13 protein-coding genes and 1 pseudogene are annotated in these 16,169 nt (G+C 50.1%); 3 read left to right on the top strand and 11 right to left on the bottom strand.

The genetic code is table 11. The features are described from left to right. Positions 1-3 precede the first annotated feature (3 nt). From G7Y45_RS14080 to G7Y45_RS14115, 8 genes are all read right to left on the bottom strand, one after another. Positions 4-1,029 (bottom strand): hypothetical protein, encoded by a 1,026-nt coding sequence (locus tag G7Y45_RS14080; protein ID WP_165015137.1) that lies wholly within the window; start codon positions 1,027-1,029, stop codon positions 4-6. Positions 1,030-1,064: 35 nt separating this feature from the next. Then, positions 1,065-2,618, bottom strand: a complete 1,554-nt coding sequence (locus tag G7Y45_RS14085; protein ID WP_165015279.1) for an Mfa1 family fimbria major subunit — start codon at positions 2,616-2,618, stop codon at positions 1,065-1,067. Continuing rightward, positions 2,605-3,657, bottom strand: a complete 1,053-nt coding sequence (locus tag G7Y45_RS14090) for a FimB/Mfa2 family fimbrial subunit (protein ID WP_165015140.1) — start codon at positions 3,655-3,657, stop codon at positions 2,605-2,607. Before G7Y45_RS14090 ends, G7Y45_RS14085 begins: the two co-directional genes overlap by 14 nt. Before the next feature lie 176 nt (positions 3,658-3,833). Beyond that, entirely contained in the window at positions 3,834-5,489 is a 1,656-nt protein-coding gene (locus G7Y45_RS14095) for an Mfa1 family fimbria major subunit (protein ID WP_165015143.1), read from the bottom strand. Between the two features lie 24 nt (positions 5,490-5,513). Next, positions 5,514-6,914 (bottom strand): hypothetical protein, encoded by a 1,401-nt coding sequence (locus G7Y45_RS14100; protein WP_165015147.1) that lies wholly within the window; start codon positions 6,912-6,914, stop codon positions 5,514-5,516. Positions 6,915-6,922: 8 nt separating this feature from the next. Beyond that, the gene (locus G7Y45_RS14105) at positions 6,923-7,480 is read right to left on the bottom strand and encodes a DUF3575 domain-containing protein (protein WP_165015150.1); all 558 of its coding nucleotides are present in this window, start codon (positions 7,478-7,480) and stop codon (positions 6,923-6,925) included. A gap of 35 nt (positions 7,481-7,515) precedes the next feature. Then, complete coding sequence (locus G7Y45_RS14110; protein WP_032530991.1) at positions 7,516-7,890, bottom strand: hypothetical protein; 375 nt, start codon at positions 7,888-7,890, stop codon at positions 7,516-7,518. Positions 7,891-8,280: 390 nt separating this feature from the next. After that, entirely contained in the window at positions 8,281-9,228 is a 948-nt protein-coding gene (locus G7Y45_RS14115) for a Tsr25 family tyrosine-type DNA invertase (RefSeq protein ID WP_080594274.1), read from the bottom strand. A gap of 206 nt (positions 9,229-9,434) precedes the next feature. On the opposite strand from G7Y45_RS14115, the gene G7Y45_RS14120 reads away from it, so the two are divergent. Then, complete coding sequence (locus G7Y45_RS14120; RefSeq protein ID WP_165015153.1) at positions 9,435-9,809, top strand: SNF7 family protein; 375 nt, start codon at positions 9,435-9,437, stop codon at positions 9,807-9,809. Positions 9,810-9,884: 75 nt separating this feature from the next. On the opposite strand, the gene G7Y45_RS14125 is transcribed toward G7Y45_RS14120, so the two are convergent. The 3 genes and pseudogenes from G7Y45_RS14125 to G7Y45_RS14135 form a co-directional block, all read right to left on the bottom strand. Next, a complete protein-coding gene (locus G7Y45_RS14125; protein WP_165015156.1) occupies positions 9,885-11,462 on the bottom strand; it encodes an ATP-binding protein in 1,578 nt (525 codons plus the stop codon). A 267-nt stretch (positions 11,463-11,729) separates the two neighbouring features. Next, positions 11,730-13,021, bottom strand: a pseudogene (locus tag G7Y45_RS14130) (AAA family ATPase); the annotation flags it as partial. 225 nt (positions 13,022-13,246) lie between these two features. Next, positions 13,247-14,455, bottom strand: coding sequence for a hexokinase (locus G7Y45_RS14135; RefSeq protein ID WP_005778023.1), 1,209 nt, complete (start codon positions 14,453-14,455; stop codon positions 13,247-13,249). Between the two features lie 344 nt (positions 14,456-14,799). Between G7Y45_RS14135 and G7Y45_RS14140 the strand changes: the two genes are divergently transcribed. Next, the gene (locus G7Y45_RS14140; RefSeq protein WP_005806399.1) at positions 14,800-15,111 is read left to right on the top strand and encodes a DUF4248 domain-containing protein; all 312 of its coding nucleotides are present in this window, start codon (positions 14,800-14,802) and stop codon (positions 15,109-15,111) included. 354 nt (positions 15,112-15,465) lie between these two features. Beyond that, on the top strand, positions 15,466-16,086 hold the full coding sequence (locus tag G7Y45_RS14145) for a hypothetical protein (RefSeq protein WP_165015159.1): 621 nt from the start codon (positions 15,466-15,468) through the stop codon (positions 16,084-16,086). Positions 16,087-16,169: the final 83 nt, after the last annotated feature.

The following is a 16,169-nucleotide window of genomic DNA, read 5'->3' on the forward strand; positions in this document are numbered from 1 at the left end:
CATCTATGTACTTGGAACCGGTTCAGGAACTACCACGGGAATGGTCATTTTTCCTCCATCCCCCCACTCTTTCTCTTCGCCTTCCAGCGTAAAAGAGTCGATATCAAAATTGAGAGTGGTTCCATACGACTCTCCGGCTTGCAACTGAGTTACCGGGGTTCCGGATTGATCCATGAAATTCAGATTGCCATCCAAAACAGGAAAGCTTGCCTTTCGCGCTCCGGTCGTAAAATTTACATCCTTGGCCACATCCGCTGTCAACGTAAGCCCCGGTGTACCCACAGAGGAAATATCGGTCAGCAAGTCGTTCGTCGCACAGGGTATCAGATAGAATACCGCAATCTGCGTATCCTCCGTACTCAATATCTGACCGGGATGATCGATAGCCAAATCGGCAGAAGCCGGAGCCGCTACATAGTGTTTCACCCCCGTATCCCATTTCACCCCTCCGCACACTAACCGTGAGGGTACTGTCAACCTGAGGTTCTTGACATACAGCTTACCGACCGTGTTGTCCGTACGCCTTGCCTTGAGCACGATGCGTACGGCGGCATGCGCGAACTCCAACGCCCGCCCGAAAGGTTGCTTCCTGCTGCCCGTAACTCCATTCGGAGTAACCAGCACATCGGTCAGCCCTGTTCCCGAAGACGGTAACGAATAGGTGCCGTGACCATCTGCCATAGTCATGACCGAAGGGCAAAGTCCCATCACCACCACCCGGGAGTTATCAGCCGGATAATCCGCTTCCGTATTATAGGGTGCATCGGCGTAATCACCGATCGCCCCTGCCGGAGTGGAGATTTTATAAGGAGAGCCCAATGTCCCCGCACTGAAATCCGTCTCTTTCCAGAACAGCAGTAACGGAGTGCTTTCGCTGCCTGCCACCCCATCCGTACGGGTGAGAGCTACCTCCATGGGTATCTCCTGTTCGTACTCTCCTTCTCCGGATGCACACGAGGCAGACAGCAGACACAGGCAAAGCAGCAGGCATGCCCGGCAGAATCTACTCTTTTTTTCTTCTTTATTCATAGTTGTATGCTTTCTTTTTCACCACATTTTCCTTTCTACGTCGGCCTGACTATAATTGTATTACCCGAACTCGTCACCCAGTCCGTTACTTTCATCGTGGCACGCATCGGTTGCGGCAAAGCGGCCGAAGGCAGACTAAACCGGGTAATACGCAGCAGATAATAACGGTTGCGCAAAATGCCGGAATCCGCACTGAAAGCAATTGTGCCGTCGGCAGCAGTTGCGCCGTCTATATAAGTGTAATAATAACCGATCCCGCCTTCGTAAGCGGTAAAATCAGTACGTTTCAGCGTACCCGCATCGATGACGGCCTTCATGCCCGCATAGCTGTAACAGTCACTCCCGTTGGTAAAGTAAGTGCCTGCCGCATGTGCTTCCGCATCGGCAGGTGTCGTCGTTGCGGGCAAGTGAGTAGCGGCATCGGCGGGAGATGACAGGGTTTGCGTGGTTCCCGCCCCGGTAATAATCTGTTTGGGGACAAACTTCGCCGCTACCAGCAGATGGGTAGCCACCAGGCGGGGAATCTCCGCTTGGGTTGAATTGAGTGTTCCTGTCAGATCCAGCCCGCCTTCAAGAGAGGCGGTAGAAGTGGCAGTGGTGTTCTCCGGACAATACAGTCCACCGGTATAAGCGCCGCTTGTCGAGGGGACAGTGGCCGTAGCATTGTACCGGGGGGCGTCATACGCTTCCGGAGCGCTACCTTCTGCCCAGACACTGCCCAAGGTACGGTAAGCGAATTGCTGTTCAGGCACATCGGGTGCCGACACATAATTGCTGCCACCATCTTTTACCACATACGGGTCTACTTCATAGTTAGGATCTTTCCCATCCGAAGGCGCATTCAGATACACCTTCCGGTTCACCGTATTGAGGGCATACCGCACTTCCGACAAACAGATCCAGCCCGGATCATCCGCCGGACGAGCCGCATTGTCGGACATCCGTACATACGCCCCTCCGTCGTCCGTATAGGTATCGCACACCAGCAGCACTTTAGCCACCACCCTTTCGAGCGCGACAGGCGAGGCCGTAAGATCTATATTCACATCGGTACCCGCACTGACCGTTACGGCATCGGCGGCTTTTCCGGTCATGGCAATGCCCTCCGCCTGACGGGCAAACTGTCCGATCACTTCGTCATATCCGTCTCCGGCAGCGGTATACAATCCCAGGCCTCCCGCCTGCCCGCAAATGGCATGCACCTGACCGGGCAACAGATTGGCACCCACATAGACCTTCTTCCGTCCGGGAGCGGTCGGTATGCGGGCCTGATATACGTCCGTCACACCACTTGTAGCGCCGTAAACCACTTCGTACTGCACATCATTCCAGTCTTCGTTTCCGCTCCCGTCTACCGATACCAGAAAAACGGCGACAGAAGAGATCTTCTCCTCAACCGCTTCGCCCGCCGATACGGCCGCCCGGGTAGTTGCTCCCGCCACCCGCACCGAGAAACGGACACACGCCGTCACCCGGTCCGTCCCTGCCGGAGTGCCCGGCATATCGGTATCGTCGGAGCATCCACATGCCAGCAGGCAGAGCAGAAACCGAAAAAACAAGGTAAATATGCTGCCTTTACAGTTGTGCATCATTCAGTCTGATAATCCATCCGTTAATGTTCAGCGCCTCCAGCCTTCCCATCGGGGTAAGGTAGAAAATCACGTTGAACTGATCTTCGTAATCAAGGTAATCCTGGTCGCTGAGCTCCACACCGCTGCTCTCTTCAAACAAAGGACGCGTCATCAGCAGATAATGCGTCAGGTCGACGTCCACTACTTTCTGTCCCGAGGTGCGGTCAGTCACCACCAGACGGGCCTCCTGCCCTGCCAGTAAGCGCAATGTATTCAAGCGGGCACGTGCCAGGCTGACTTCTCCCGTGCGGGTGACCGCCGGTTCCGTTTCGGACGCGGACTCCGTATGGTAGGCGGCATAAGTCACCCGGTTGCCCGTTATTATCTCGTTATCGGCATTCAGGTGACCGTTATCCGCCAACAGGGTAAAGTCATAATCATCGGCATCCAGCCCCTCGCCCGAAGTGTCGTGCAGGGTGATGATGAACCGGTTGCTATCCTTCAGCATCGGCACACTGACCGATGTCAGTTCCGAAGGCTGTATCCGGCTCAGCCGGACATGCCCATACCACAGGTGTCCCAGTTCGTCATCCTGACGTCCGTCCCCGTCACGTTCCAGCCAGAGGACCAACTCGTCACGGGTCGAACTGCCCGGTGTGAGCTGCGGTATCCGGTAATGCCGGTTGTCCCCTCCCGCCCAGAACACCAGTTCGTAAACATCTCCGTCTTTATATTCCAGTGGCAGGGTAATGATAGATCCGTTTTCAGTCAGCGATTGCCTGTTTTCAGTGTGCAGGCAGACAAACTGTCCCTGTGCGTCGAACACGTAGAGGGACAATGTGTCAATCTCGTCGGTGATGATGCCTATCCCGCTACCGGGCTGTATCTGTGCATGCAATGCAGGCTGAAGACGAATACGAAAACCACTGGGACAGTCGCCGCGATCGTCCTTGGTCCACGAGCAGGCGGATAAGCCCGCCAACAGGCAAAACCATAAGAACGGCAGAAGCCGACTGCCGGAATGGAAGAAACAGGAGGTCTGAAAGTTATCGGACATGGTTGGGAAAATTTTATGATTGAACAAGGGGTTCACCACAGAGTACACAGAGGACACAGAGTTTTATGCTCTTGTTTATAGGGTATTGAAGAGAAAAATATGTTCTCTGTGCCCTCTGTGTACTCTGTGGTGAAAACCTATCTCAAAGCAATTACTTTATAACAGAAAACAGTGGGTTAACGTCCCAATACGGCACTATTCGTGCGTACTGTCCAGGGTTTGATACTTAACTTCACATTCAGCAATACGGTGGTCGGATCATCGGTTTCGGTATCGGTGATGATATCTTCGGTTACACCGTCTTTGCCCACACCTTGAATACCGGTGACGGTTACTTTATAGACATTGTTGCGGACAATGCCGAACTCCATCACGTCTTCTGCCGTATTTTCCGAAGGGATATGCTTGATCCAATACGGATAATAACAAACGAACTTGCCATCGGCACTCCCTTTTTTGAAGCACTGGACGTCGTTCTTCTTCAGGTCAGCAGGGGCACCACTGGCAGAGCTGGAAGTAGTTCCGTCCGCCAGCAATACGCCGGCTTCCTTCAGCGCTGCAATATCCTTGTAAAAGATGCCGGAATGATAGAAGATTTCAGACATGCTGGTAAATGTGGAGTTCTCTTCCACACCACCACTACCAGCCTTTTTTTGCATCATTTTACTCGGAGCTATTTCCGCTTTAAATACGATACCGGTTGTATATCCGTTCTTCTGTTTATCCTTCAGCATCGTGTTTTCATGGCAGTAAGCGGCGACTTTGGTTTCTGCCGCACTGGAAGAATAACCCGGCATAGCCGTATAAGTTCCCCCAAAAGAACCGAAAGACGACAAGCTGAATGCGCCTGATGCTTGCAGATACCAGGTGGCATAGCTATTGGCCAAAGCAGCAGGTGTGCCGGAATAAGTTTTACTATACGTTTTCGGATCTACCACATACGGCAATGAAGTGCTTGAGTTACCATAATTTGCCTCGGTCAAAGAACTCGTTGCAGTGCTTTCTTTATCCACATGACGGAAATAATATCCCTCTTTCCGTGCGTTGACTACATAATAGCCTTTCAGGGTGATATTCGTAATATTGCCGATAGCAGTCACTGTGGTAGAAAAGCTGGTATACACATTAGGGGCAGAAGCCACATTGGCTCCTCCCGCCGTCACCGTAATCTTTCCCATCATACGCTCTACCGTTGCCGCAATGGTTTGTTCCGGATCTTTGGTGATCGTCTGGGCAATATAAGGAAGAGTATTCGTATTATCACTGTTGGGAGAACGGCTCGCCATCACCAGTCCGGCGTCCGGCACAGCGGCTATCACGCCCGTAGCGTCAGCCGTTGTCTTTGCAAGGAAATCGGCTTCGGTCAAGCTATTCTTGCTGCTGTCAGACACTCCATTGACCGTACCGTTCACCACAATATAAATACGATAGTCTCCCGGGGTCAAGGCTGTTTTCTTACTGGTCCATACAATCGTTTTAGCGTCGGCAGTGCTGGCTGTCATTTGTGTAAACTGGTTGATGGAAATAATCTCTTTCAACTTAGCGCTACCAAAGCTACTACCCGCTCCTCCCGGAAACAAATACAGATTGGCGGTCTTCACTTTGTATTCATCCTCCGAACCGGCTTCAGTAGTGTTATCGTCAGTATCTGCCGTCGTACCGGCTCTTGTTTCCGCCACGCCGTTCGGCACGGCAATGGTCACTGTGGTATAAGCTCTCGCTTCTTCCGGATTCTCTCCGCCCGGGATGTCCGTATCGTCGGAACAGGCGGACCAGGTTGTCAGCAGCAAAGCAGCCAACCCCATCATACTCATGTACTTTAGTCTTTTCATTTCTTTTTATATTATGTGATACACTTATTGCGTTATACCGGTTGTCGCGGCCCGTTGTTCCGCATTCATCTTTTTAAGGTTCTCCTCCGCCTCCCGGTTTCCGGCTTTCGCCGCTCTGTGCAGCCATATCCCGGCCTCTTTGTCGTCTCCGCACAACAGATGGCATACTCCCCGTGCGTTCCACGAACGTTCGTCCGCCTCTACTGTTTTCAGCAGCCGGAATGCTTCTTCATAATCCCGCACCCGAATGGCGGCTATCGCACGGTTCACCGTATCCGCCACACTGTCAGAACGGTTGGCATACTCCACACGGATGTAGCAGGCATCGCGCAACTGCGGATAGAGCACATCCAGCACCGAACGGTACGGACGCCCTCCCGCCAAAGCTTTCAGCCTGTCGTTCCGTTCTTCCTCCGGATGGCTGCGAAGAATGGCAAGCACCTCCTCTTTATACGTCATGTCGCTTTCATTTACCAGTTCGGCCAGCCTGTCCCAGTCTACTCCCCCGGCATTCAGTTCAAACAACGATACAGGCAGGTTCATACGGCCCGAGAGAGCATGCCGCAAAGCCTCGGCACGTTTCGCCGACAACTTCCGGTTCAGCTCCGTCGCTCCTTCGGGCGAAGCATATCCGGTGATCGAGATACCTTGCAGGGATGCGCAACTGTCCGCACGCAGCAATCCGATGGCTTCCGTTATCCGGCGCAGATTTCCGGCATTGGCCGAGTATAGTGTATCCACCACTGCCGACGCCGCACGGAAACGAATACCGATGCCGCTTTCACGCAGGGGACGGCTGCCCGCCTCACACAAGAACGGATAGTCAGCCGCATGTTCCGCTACCGACCGGCTCACCTGCGGAGCAACCTCACAAACCGAGGGACGATAGGGCAAAACCACCGGAAAAGCACCGGAGGAAACGACGCTCCCCACCGTCTGTACCCGGCAGCAACCTTCCCGGTCGATGTCGAGCCGCAGGTTCAAACCACTCTCCATCCACGGAGCATAGCGCAGCGTATCGGTATACAAGAAGGTATCTCCATTGCGGGCGGTCAGCCGATGACCCGCCTCACCGGCACTGCCTTTCAAGAGACGTTGTTGCCTCGCCCTGCGTGCCATGATGCGCCCCGTCACCACAAACGGGCTGAGCAACACGCTATCCGAGGCATTGCCCAGACAAGGGGTAATCACCCAGCGGTGACGGGCACGCACTGCGCGGGGGGCTATCTTTATGGCAAACGAGACATATACCTGTCCACCCGCACGCTGCATTCGGGCAGCAGTAAGGGCCACTCCTCCGGACGGCCCCGCCGCACGGGCAGACGGCATGCCGGAACACAGGGCAAAGGCCGCCAGGCAACAGGCTGACGCCAAAGCCTTCCGAAAGCATATTCTTAAACGGGTCGATCGTATCTTCTCTTTCATAAAACTTTTCATTTTAGCATATAAATCAAGCTGACGCCCACACGGGTCGGTGCCAGGAAGTTTTTCTTATCCGCTCCCCGATATTCGCCACAGGCAGGGCAATTAAAGCGTTTGTACTCGGCATGTACCCATCCCGCGCCTACGGTAGCCTCCAGATTCCAGCGTTTGCCCAGCACCCACGAGTAGCCGTATGAAAACCCTGCCATCACCGCCCACCCCTCGTAGCGGGAAGAGGCCGAATGGGAGACAAAAGGCAGACGCACCCGGCTCAGGTTGTACTCTCCCCCTCCGGCATGCACGCCCAAAAAATGCCCGTAGAACGATTGGCAAAGCCAGTAGCGCGCCTCCCCCTGTGCCATCCAGAATTTCCACTTCCGGTTGTTCTCAAAGCTCCACGGACAGGCGCTTCCCGAAACATCGAGTGTCCATCGGGAGGCCAACGCCCACTCGGCGGCAAGCGAAGGAGCGGTCGCGACATCGTGCAGCAAATTGGTTTTAACTGCTGCCCTCTGTGCCAGCACGTTGCCCGAAACAAGCAAAAGCAATATGAATAGTTGTTTTTTCATTCTGTTAGTTTATCTGAAACAAACCGGCAATCCGTTCATAAATCGGTCAGAGGTATCTCCGACAGGTAGACGCGGGTCATCTGGTTGATGATCCCCAACTTATGGGCGGCACGGTGATAGCGTGCGTACATTTTCTCACAATCCGGTTGATTGCAATTCAGATGTTGGTCCGTGGCTTCCATTACATGGAGCAGGGAGATTTGGAAGAGGGGACGGGTCAGCTCATAGATTTCCGGAGTGACATCACCGGCATGATCCGCCTTGACACGTATCAGCCCTGCGGATTCCAATTGCCCCAGAAGTTCGCCAAGAGGCTTACAACTACCTTCTAATTCCTGGAAGTTTACTGTTTCCTGAAGGGAAATATGACGCAAGACAGATATGGCTGTCAAAGTTAACGGCGTAAGCATAAGCTATTTTGTTTTGTTGTGTGATCGTCCGTTACTTTGTAGGTAACGGCAATTAACATAAAATAGATTCGGATAGCGTTCCTGACAGGACACTGAGATTTAAATAATAAAAAACATCTGATGATGGCAATAGAATAATCATCCGCGTTAAATAACAGTAAACGTGGCCAACCCCTCTTATAGTTTTTTTAGGAGAAAATAGGGAAAACTAATGCAAAGCATGCATCTTTTTTAAAATTAATTGCCTTTTTTATAAAAAACTTGTCTTTTTATTTGTTTGTGTGAAAAATAATATCCAATTTTGCAGCAATAATTCATTGCCGTTACCTACAAAGTAACGGTCTATACACTTCTCTGATTACAAGCATAATACATTCTATTTTTCGTTTTTCAAACCGCATTCAGCACATACCGGATTATCTTCCTGTTTGTCCGATCTACTTCCCTGTCCCCGAAAGGCTTCAGGTAAGTTTCGGTCACCTTCACCGAGGAGTGTCCCAACGCACGGCTGATAACTCCTACGGGAGTCTCCTGATGAAAAGCGACCGTGGCCCACGTATGGCGGGCGGTGTATGAACTGAGCCTGCCTCCCAGTTTCAACTCCACCGAAACCCGTTCCAACTGCCGGTTCAGGTTACGCAGGGCACATTGATATTCCTGATAAGGAGTGGGATTTTTCTTTGTATGCCGCTTTCGGGTACGGGGTTGCCCCAGGATAGGCAGCAGATAGCTCGGATGGCAGTTCTCAGCCATCCTCCTGTTGATAATTTCCATCGCCTCATGCGGTACGGTGATGGTCACCTCCTGCCCCGTCTTGTGGCGGCAGTAGGTCAGCACTCCTTTATCGAGATTATTCCTGCGCAAGTGAGCCAGATCGACAAACGGGATTCCCCGAAGCATAAACATCAGCACAAACCAGTCGACGGCTTTCCCTGAAGCGTCTCCATCCGGATGTCCTGCCATCCGGATCATCCGCCCCACTGTCCCCGGACTGACAGCACGTTTCACGTCGGAGCGCGTACCGGTGTATACCTTATCGAAAAGCCCGGTCACATATCCCGGGCGGCCTTTCATCCCTCTGTTGTAGCCCGCACGCAAGGCACGCATGTAAGTCGATACCGTGTTCCAGCTCAACCGTTTTCCCAGCAGCCAATGTTCATACTTGTCCAGAAACACCGGACTCACCTCTTCGAATCCGATCTCCTCTTTTCCTGCACTCTCCCTAAGCGTACGCAGCATATTATGGTAGATACGCCGGGCCGGTTCACGCCCCTCTTCTTTGAGCCTTTCGATCTCCGAAATCATAAATACTGTTAATGTTTCATTCATCTTATCCATTGTTTTTAGTTTACAAATCTCCTTTAGATATAAATTGTGTAAATAGCCGGATAACAGAATCTATATCTTTACAAAAAACATCTAAAGAGACTTTGCAGAACAATCCCCGGGACGATATGCTATACTCTTTTTGTATATCTTTGCCGATCCTAACGTCGATTTAACAAACATTGGCATCCGCCATCCCATACAAACCTCAAAGTAAAATGAAAAAGAGCATCCAGGACCTGAAAGAGTCATTAAGAAAAAAAGAAGAGAAACAACAGCGACTGCGTGAAAAAGAAGAATCGATAGAAAAAGACATCCGTGTGCTGCGCTACCTGATAGCCAAGGAGGAACAAGCCGCCTCACCACAAGCCCCCCGGAAACGGAAAATCACCCGAAAACAGGTAAGCAGCTTTTTCAGCCGGATCGCCCTATTTTATGAAGACCTGCAGCGACGCCTGAACCTCCGCATCACTTACCGCTGCTTCTGCCGCTGGCTCTGCACCCGCTACGAGTTTGAGTCACGCTATCGCGACCGCCACAAGCTGTCGCCTTGCACGGTACTGGGATATTTTAAGAGAGAAAGGGGTGGATGAAGGGGAAGTAGCCTCTGCTCTTTAATTTCGTATCGCCCGTACACTTCTGTGAGAATCTGTGTAATCTGTGGTGAGTTATCCTCCTATCACCCACTTCCCAATATTCCGTTCTTCCTTCTCGAAGGCTACACCCACCTTCACTACTTTCCGCCCGTCCGCCTGATAGGGCAGCAGATATCCCTTTTCATCAATCTGCCTCAAGGCAGCCTCGGCGCTGTCGTTCAGCTTGAACTCAAACACGTAGATGTAGTCCGGTGTCTTCACCACCGCATCGGCACGCCCCCGGGCACTCCGGACCTCCGTCTCCGTAAACTGCCCCATAAGCTGGAAGACGAGGTAGAACACCGTCTGATAATGCCGCTCCGTGCGGTCGTTCAGGTCGTAGGGAATACCGGCAAAGAAGCAGCGCAGGCGCGTGAGGAAAGCGTCTACATCGCCGCTCTCCAACTCGCGGATGAACTTGCCGATATAGAACGAGGTGTCTGTCTGGGCTATAGGAGTGTAGAAGGGACTGACGAAGTTGAGGAAACCATATTTCACCTCCTCGTTGGGGAACCCCAGCGTGTACATCCGGAAGCGCTCGTCGTAGTCCTTAATCGTCAGATATCCGCTCTGATAAATCATGGGTATCGGATTGTTTATATCCGCGCGGTCGTCGCTCAGCGAAGCCTCATTCACCTCAATGCCCTCCATCTCCCTCAGGTCGAAATCGGTCTTCTGCAGCATCTCCACCAGGAAGGTGGGCGTGCCGCTCGCAAACCAGTAATTGCCATACGAACGCTTCTGCAAGGCACTCAACACGCTGAAGGGATTATACATGGAGGTGAATTCCTCGTCTTTGGTGAACCGGTATCCGTCATATTGGAGAGTTAGCCGGTCCATCACCTGCCGGCAGGTCGCATTACTTTTCACTGCCAAGGCTTCCAATTCGGGAGAGAAGGTAGCTTCTATCTCCGCACGGGTCATACCGCAGAGGGTGTTATAGTCGAGGTCGAAACTGATATCGTTCAGTTGGTTCAGATTACTGAAAATGCCCATTTGCGCGAATTTGGTCACTCCGGTGATGAAGACGAACTGCAACCAGGGGTCGGCATCTTTGAGCACAGTATAGAAAGCGGTCAGCGTCTCCCTGAAATCGTGTTGCAACTCCTGATTGTCGAACGAACGCAGCAAGGGTTTGTCATATTCGTCGATAAGCACCACCACGCGGCGCCCCGTCTGTTCGCAGGCGCGCCGGATGACGGTCATGAAACGTCCGGAGTGCGTAATGCCTTCTCCTCCAGTCCGGTATAACTCTTCCCACTGCCGCAACTGCCGCTCAAGTATATCGACCAGCCCCTCACGACTGTCATACTTCTCCGCATTGAGGCTGAGATGCAGCACGGGATATTGCAGCCACTCTTTTTCCAATTTCTCGATAGCCAATCCGCGGAAGAGTTCCTTCTTACCTTGAAAGTAGGCCTCGAAAGAAGAAAGCAACAGGCTCTTGCCAAAGCGGCGGGGACGGCTCAGGAAACAGGGATTGCCCGCTTGAGCCAGCCGGTAAATCAATGCGGTCTTATCTACATAAAGGAAATTTTCGGAGCGCAGTTTCTCAAAACTCTGTATCCCTATCGGGAGTTTTCTAAGCGGGGCATTGATCAGTGTATCCATGGGGCATTGAAGTTAGTCTTTTGCAAATGTACACAATTATTTTTTAGATTCTCACACGTGGTTACAAAAATGTAAGGGATGCAACAATTGTCCCTTCTTTATTATCCTTATACCCATAGATACAAAGATAACATTTTCTTTTCACCACAGAGGACACAGAGGACACAGAGTTTTAATCTCTTGTTTATATATCCTCTGTGTACTCTGTGTACTCTGTGGTGAGCCCCAAATACAATCAAGTCAGCGCTGCCATACCGGTTCCTATCAGAGCACATTCCGGTAATGGAGTTCCTGCTCGCGAACTATCTCTCGTAAGTGGTATCCGCAAAGAAACTTTGCAAACGGCGGAAGAAAGAGTCATAGTCTCCGGCGCGAATCTCACGGACAAACTTCTGAACTTCAAACGGAGCTTCTACCTTATCGGTATTCGCATAGTAGGGAAGCAGGAATTTCATGAACCCCTCCTCCACTTCACGGTTCGGGAATCCCAAACGGTAAATTCCAAATTCACGGTCATACCCCTTAATGGTAAGGTAACCGCTTTGATAAATCACAGGAATAGGATTGGTAGAGGAAGAGTCGATGCTGTTCAATACATCCGCATCGGTTTCCACATGCGCCATTTTATGAAGATCATAGTGATGCATCTGCAACAGTTCTACCAAATAGGTAGGAGTACCCGTTTCAAACCAATAATTTCCAAATTTCATTTTATAGAACGTATTCAGCAGGCTGAAAGGATTGTAAATGCCGATCGAATCTTCCACAAAATGATACCCGTCATAGCATTCCTTCAATTCACGGCACACCTCTTCATAACCCATCCTCTGCCTGTCGGCAAGTTCGTACAATTCTTGCTCCAGATTAGTCCGTATTTCCTCTTCAGTGATGCCGCACAATGCCACGTAACGTTCGTCCATCGACAAATCAATCAGATTGTTCAAAGCACTGAACACACTCACTTTACCAAACTTAGTGACACCGGTCAGAAAAGCAAACCGGATGTATCCATCCATTGTTTTGATGGCTCCATAAAAGGCTTGCAACGTCTTGCGAAACTCCTTTTGCAATTCTTCATCCCCGATGGATTGCAGCATAGGCTTATCATATTCGTCGACCAGAATGACTACACGATGCCCCGCCTGCTTGCAAGCACGCTCTATGACACCGGCAAAGCGCAGAGACAAAGAGCGCTCCGAAGGTTCAGCTCCATAGAGTTTCTCCCATGCCACAATTGCTTTCTCCAATATATCCTCAAGACTTTGCAGTGAGTCATATTTCTCTATATTCAAATCCAGATGCAATATCGGGTGTTTTATCCATTCTTTCTCGAGCTTTTCCATCGCCAGCCCTTCAAAGAGCTCCTTTTTTCCCTGAAAATAGGCTTCGAGGGTAGAAACAAGCAAACTTTTTCCAAAGCGACGGGGACGGCTCAGAAAATAATAACTCCCGGTCTTTACCATTTGATAAACCAATGCTGTTTTATCAATATAGAAAAGGCCCTCTTTACGGATTTTCTCAAAATTCTGTATCCCGATAGGATAGATTTTATTGCTCATATTCTTTTATTCCGGATAAATAACAGACAAACTTATAAATACAAAGATAACATTTTCTTTTGTATTTTACGTGTTGTGTCTTAAAAGAATGGTTTTGAGTTCAATTCACCACAGAGGACACAGAGGACACAGAGTTTTAAGCTCTTGTTTGTATATCCTCTGTGTACTCTGTGTACTCTGTGTACTCTGTGTACTCTGTGTACTCTGTGGTGAGCCCAAATACAATCAAGTCAGTGCTGCAATACCGGTTCCTATCAGGTTGGCATTGCTCATGTTATTGATATGAACTTCCACATCTTCCAGTTGAAGTTCGCGAAGAAGTTCCTGCAATTTCTCCATCACAAGAATATTGTAACTTTTATCTTTCCGGCTCTCACTCCAGAAGAGGCTTCCTTCGGCTATCAGACAAATCCGATGAATATCTTTGTTGTATGATTTCAGCAATGCGATCAGTCCGGCAAGGGACGCGGCAACCAGTTGGGCCGATCTGCTATAGATCCAACGGGCCACCTGCACATAGATATCTTTGTGGATATCCGGATAGTTCATGATGGCAGTCAACTTCCGGGCATCGAACTTTTCTTCAAATTCATCCAACGGAAAGGCCGCTTTCAATATATCCCCTAAATACATGCCGGACACCGCTTTCTCAAAACGCTGTTTGCCCATGCTGTCGGACATTGCATCCACCGTATCATCCACCGCTGTCAAGAATGGCGGATGAAAGTTGCCCGACTCCAGATTGACAGGAATCAAACCCTCTACGCTGTATGCCGGATCCAGTTTCTTTATCTTGTCAGCGGGAATAAAAGTGGCCATATTCGTACCGGTCCCGACAATCAGGCCGATATAGGCGTCGTAACTCTTGTCGGTAAGCCCGGCAAACAAACTGGCGATCGTGTCATTCAGAACTTTGATGCCTGTAAACTTTATTTTATTCTTTTCATTCAGATAGTCGAGTAAAGGTTTCCCCACAAACTGCCCGACCATTTTCCGGATATCCACTCCTTTGGTCCAACGAAGCAGCTTTGCATCTCCTCCGGGCACTGATTCGGCGGGATAAGAAAAACAATAGCCAATAGGCATTTCCTCTTCCCGTTTTATCTCCACAATCAGATCGGCCAGTTCTTTGAACAGTTCTTCGCGCGTATAGCCGGGCGACTTCATGACGGACATGTCTTTCTTCCAGCCATTGTTCGGGTAGATGACCGGCTTTTCTTGCGTGAAATCGACAATCGCCACCCGGTAGTTGGTACCTCCCAGATCGAGGACTAAGGCCTTCCCTTTGACATCGGCCGCCTTGGGCAGAATAAAGGTAGGAATACATTGTATCTCTGCATTTTTTTTACTTAATCCTTCTTCCACTTTCTCCCGGAATGCATAGGCAATCCCTTTGAGTTGTTCGTTGTCCAGTTTGAAAATATTCTTTTCCATGGTGTTGGTTTTATGTATGGATGATCTTTATTTCTGTAAATAACAACTGAGGAGGATTTTTGCTCAAAACCGGGATAAAAACGATTTCACCACAGAGGACACAGAGGACACAGAGTTTTTTTAGACAGAAGAACAAAAGAACAGATAATTCTTTATTGGTTCATCTGTTCTTTCGTCTGAAAACAAATAGAGCGCAGCCAATTAATCTCTGTGTCCTCTGTGTCCTCTGTGGTGAAAGAACAGAACAAAACCCATGCAAGCATTCAGTTCCGTTACATAGTAAAAAAGTCTTTCTCGATAAGCAGAGAATATGCTACTTTGCCACGTAAACAAAAACAATAAGAATGAAAGACTTAAATTTTGACTGGCTGCTGAGTGGAAGCTGCCTGCTGTCGGACGTGGCGATGGCGTATTTTACAACTTGTATTTATCCCCGCTCGGCGGGCAGACAGATGCGTGAGCAGATAGAACGATATCCGGACTTGCATGCCGAACTACTGGAAGCAGGATACAAACGCTCCAATACACTGCTGACACCCCGGCAGATCTGTATCGTGATACAGCATTGGGGAATGCCCGACACGGTGTACCAATGGCTACGCGAACATCCGGAGGATCGGGTCCAAAAACTGTTCGCCGATCGCAAATTCGACTGATATATGTTAATATATCTTTTTGCTTATTATTTATTTATGTGCAGGTCTGCCTGTTGGCGGCTTCCGGAACATCCTCCGTAAATAACTGACGGACAACGGACTACAAGTCTGAAAGCATGTTGGTGTCCGTGTTGGTGATTTGGAGGCTCTGAATGACGGCAACAGAGGGTCTGAAAGGGTGAAAACAAGGCTCGGTTTCACCCCGGCAGAGTGTGCGTAGGACGGCAATGGGGATCACCGTACACTTTTGCACCAATCTACACCAATCTTTTGCATCCTTGCCCTTCTATGCGTAGCTTTGTCATGCCGTTCGGGAAAGGACGGCACATTCAATAACCTTTAAAACGAAATTCCATGAACGCACCGACCGAGACAATTCTGAAAAAAGGATATATCCTGATTCCCAAATCCATGATCGAAGATTTCTTCAAAACCGGATCGCAAACCGAGGGCTACCTGGAAGCATGGATACAGGTATTGACGCGGGTCAACTACTCCGATACGGAGGTTTGTGTACAAGGCAACCGGATCGTTTGCCGGCGGGGTGAAACCGTATATACCTACAAACAGTGGGAAAAGACACTGGGATGGAGCCGATACCGCACCCGCCGCTTCTTCGAAACGTTGTTCAAATCCGGAATCATGGAGGTGGTAGAGAATCCCGCCGGAATCACCCTGCTCCGGGTAACAGACTATGACCTCTGGACCGGACATAAAAAAGCCGCCACCACCCGGGACAGCCATGCGACGGAAGGCTTTGCCGACTTCTGGGATCTTTATCACCAGATCACCCAGAAAGATAAGATAAACATAGCCCGTGCCCGGAAAGAATGGAAAAAACTGACGGTAACGGAAAAGAAACTGGCACTGGAAAACATCGAGGAGTATTACACCCACCAAAAGGACATACGCTTCTGTAAACAGGCAGCCACATATCTGGAAGATAAGGCGTTTCTGAACGAATACGAATTTTAAGATTATTCACCACAGAGGACACAGAGGGCACAGAGAAATTTCTCTCTCTTCAATATCCCATAATAAAAGCTTAAAACTCTGTG

This window comes from Bacteroides sp. ZJ-18 (assembly GCF_011038705.2).
Classification (GTDB): domain Bacteria; phylum Bacteroidota; class Bacteroidia; order Bacteroidales; family Bacteroidaceae; genus Bacteroides; species Bacteroides hominis.

What these genes read in the sequence shown, in the direction of transcription:
- G7Y45_RS14085 (WP_165015279.1), bottom strand. Translation starts at nt 2,618, where the DNA reads ATGCACAACTGTAAAGGCAGCATATTTACCTTGTTTTTTCGGTTTCTG.
- G7Y45_RS14105 (WP_165015150.1), bottom strand. Translation starts at nt 7,480, where the DNA reads ATGAAAAAACAACTATTCATATTGCTTTTGCTTGTTTCGGGCAACGTG.
- G7Y45_RS14140 (WP_005806399.1), top strand. Translation starts at nt 14,800, where the DNA reads ATGAAAGACTTAAATTTTGACTGGCTGCTGAGTGGAAGCTGCCTGCTG.
- G7Y45_RS14100 (WP_165015147.1), bottom strand. Translation starts at nt 6,914, where the DNA reads ATGAAAGAGAAGATACGATCGACCCGTTTAAGAATATGCTTTCGGAAG.
- G7Y45_RS14110 (WP_032530991.1), bottom strand. Translation starts at nt 7,890, where the DNA reads ATGCTTACGCCGTTAACTTTGACAGCCATATCTGTCTTGCGTCATATT.
- G7Y45_RS14145 (WP_165015159.1), top strand. Translation starts at nt 15,466, where the DNA reads ATGAACGCACCGACCGAGACAATTCTGAAAAAAGGATATATCCTGATT.
- G7Y45_RS14090 (WP_165015140.1), bottom strand. Translation starts at nt 3,657, where the DNA reads ATGTCCGATAACTTTCAGACCTCCTGTTTCTTCCATTCCGGCAGTCGG.
- G7Y45_RS14080 (WP_165015137.1), bottom strand. Translation starts at nt 1,029, where the DNA reads ATGAATAAAGAAGAAAAAAAGAGTAGATTCTGCCGGGCATGCCTGCTG.
- G7Y45_RS14135 (WP_005778023.1), bottom strand. Translation starts at nt 14,455, where the DNA reads ATGGAAAAGAATATTTTCAAACTGGACAACGAACAACTCAAAGGGATT.
- G7Y45_RS14095 (WP_165015143.1), bottom strand. Translation starts at nt 5,489, where the DNA reads ATGAAAAGACTAAAGTACATGAGTATGATGGGGTTGGCTGCTTTGCTG.
- G7Y45_RS14125 (WP_165015156.1), bottom strand. Translation starts at nt 11,462, where the DNA reads ATGGATACACTGATCAATGCCCCGCTTAGAAAACTCCCGATAGGGATA.
- G7Y45_RS14120 (WP_165015153.1), top strand. Translation starts at nt 9,435, where the DNA reads ATGAAAAAGAGCATCCAGGACCTGAAAGAGTCATTAAGAAAAAAAGAA.
- G7Y45_RS14115 (WP_080594274.1), bottom strand. Translation starts at nt 9,228, where the DNA reads ATGGATAAGATGAATGAAACATTAACAGTATTTATGATTTCGGAGATC.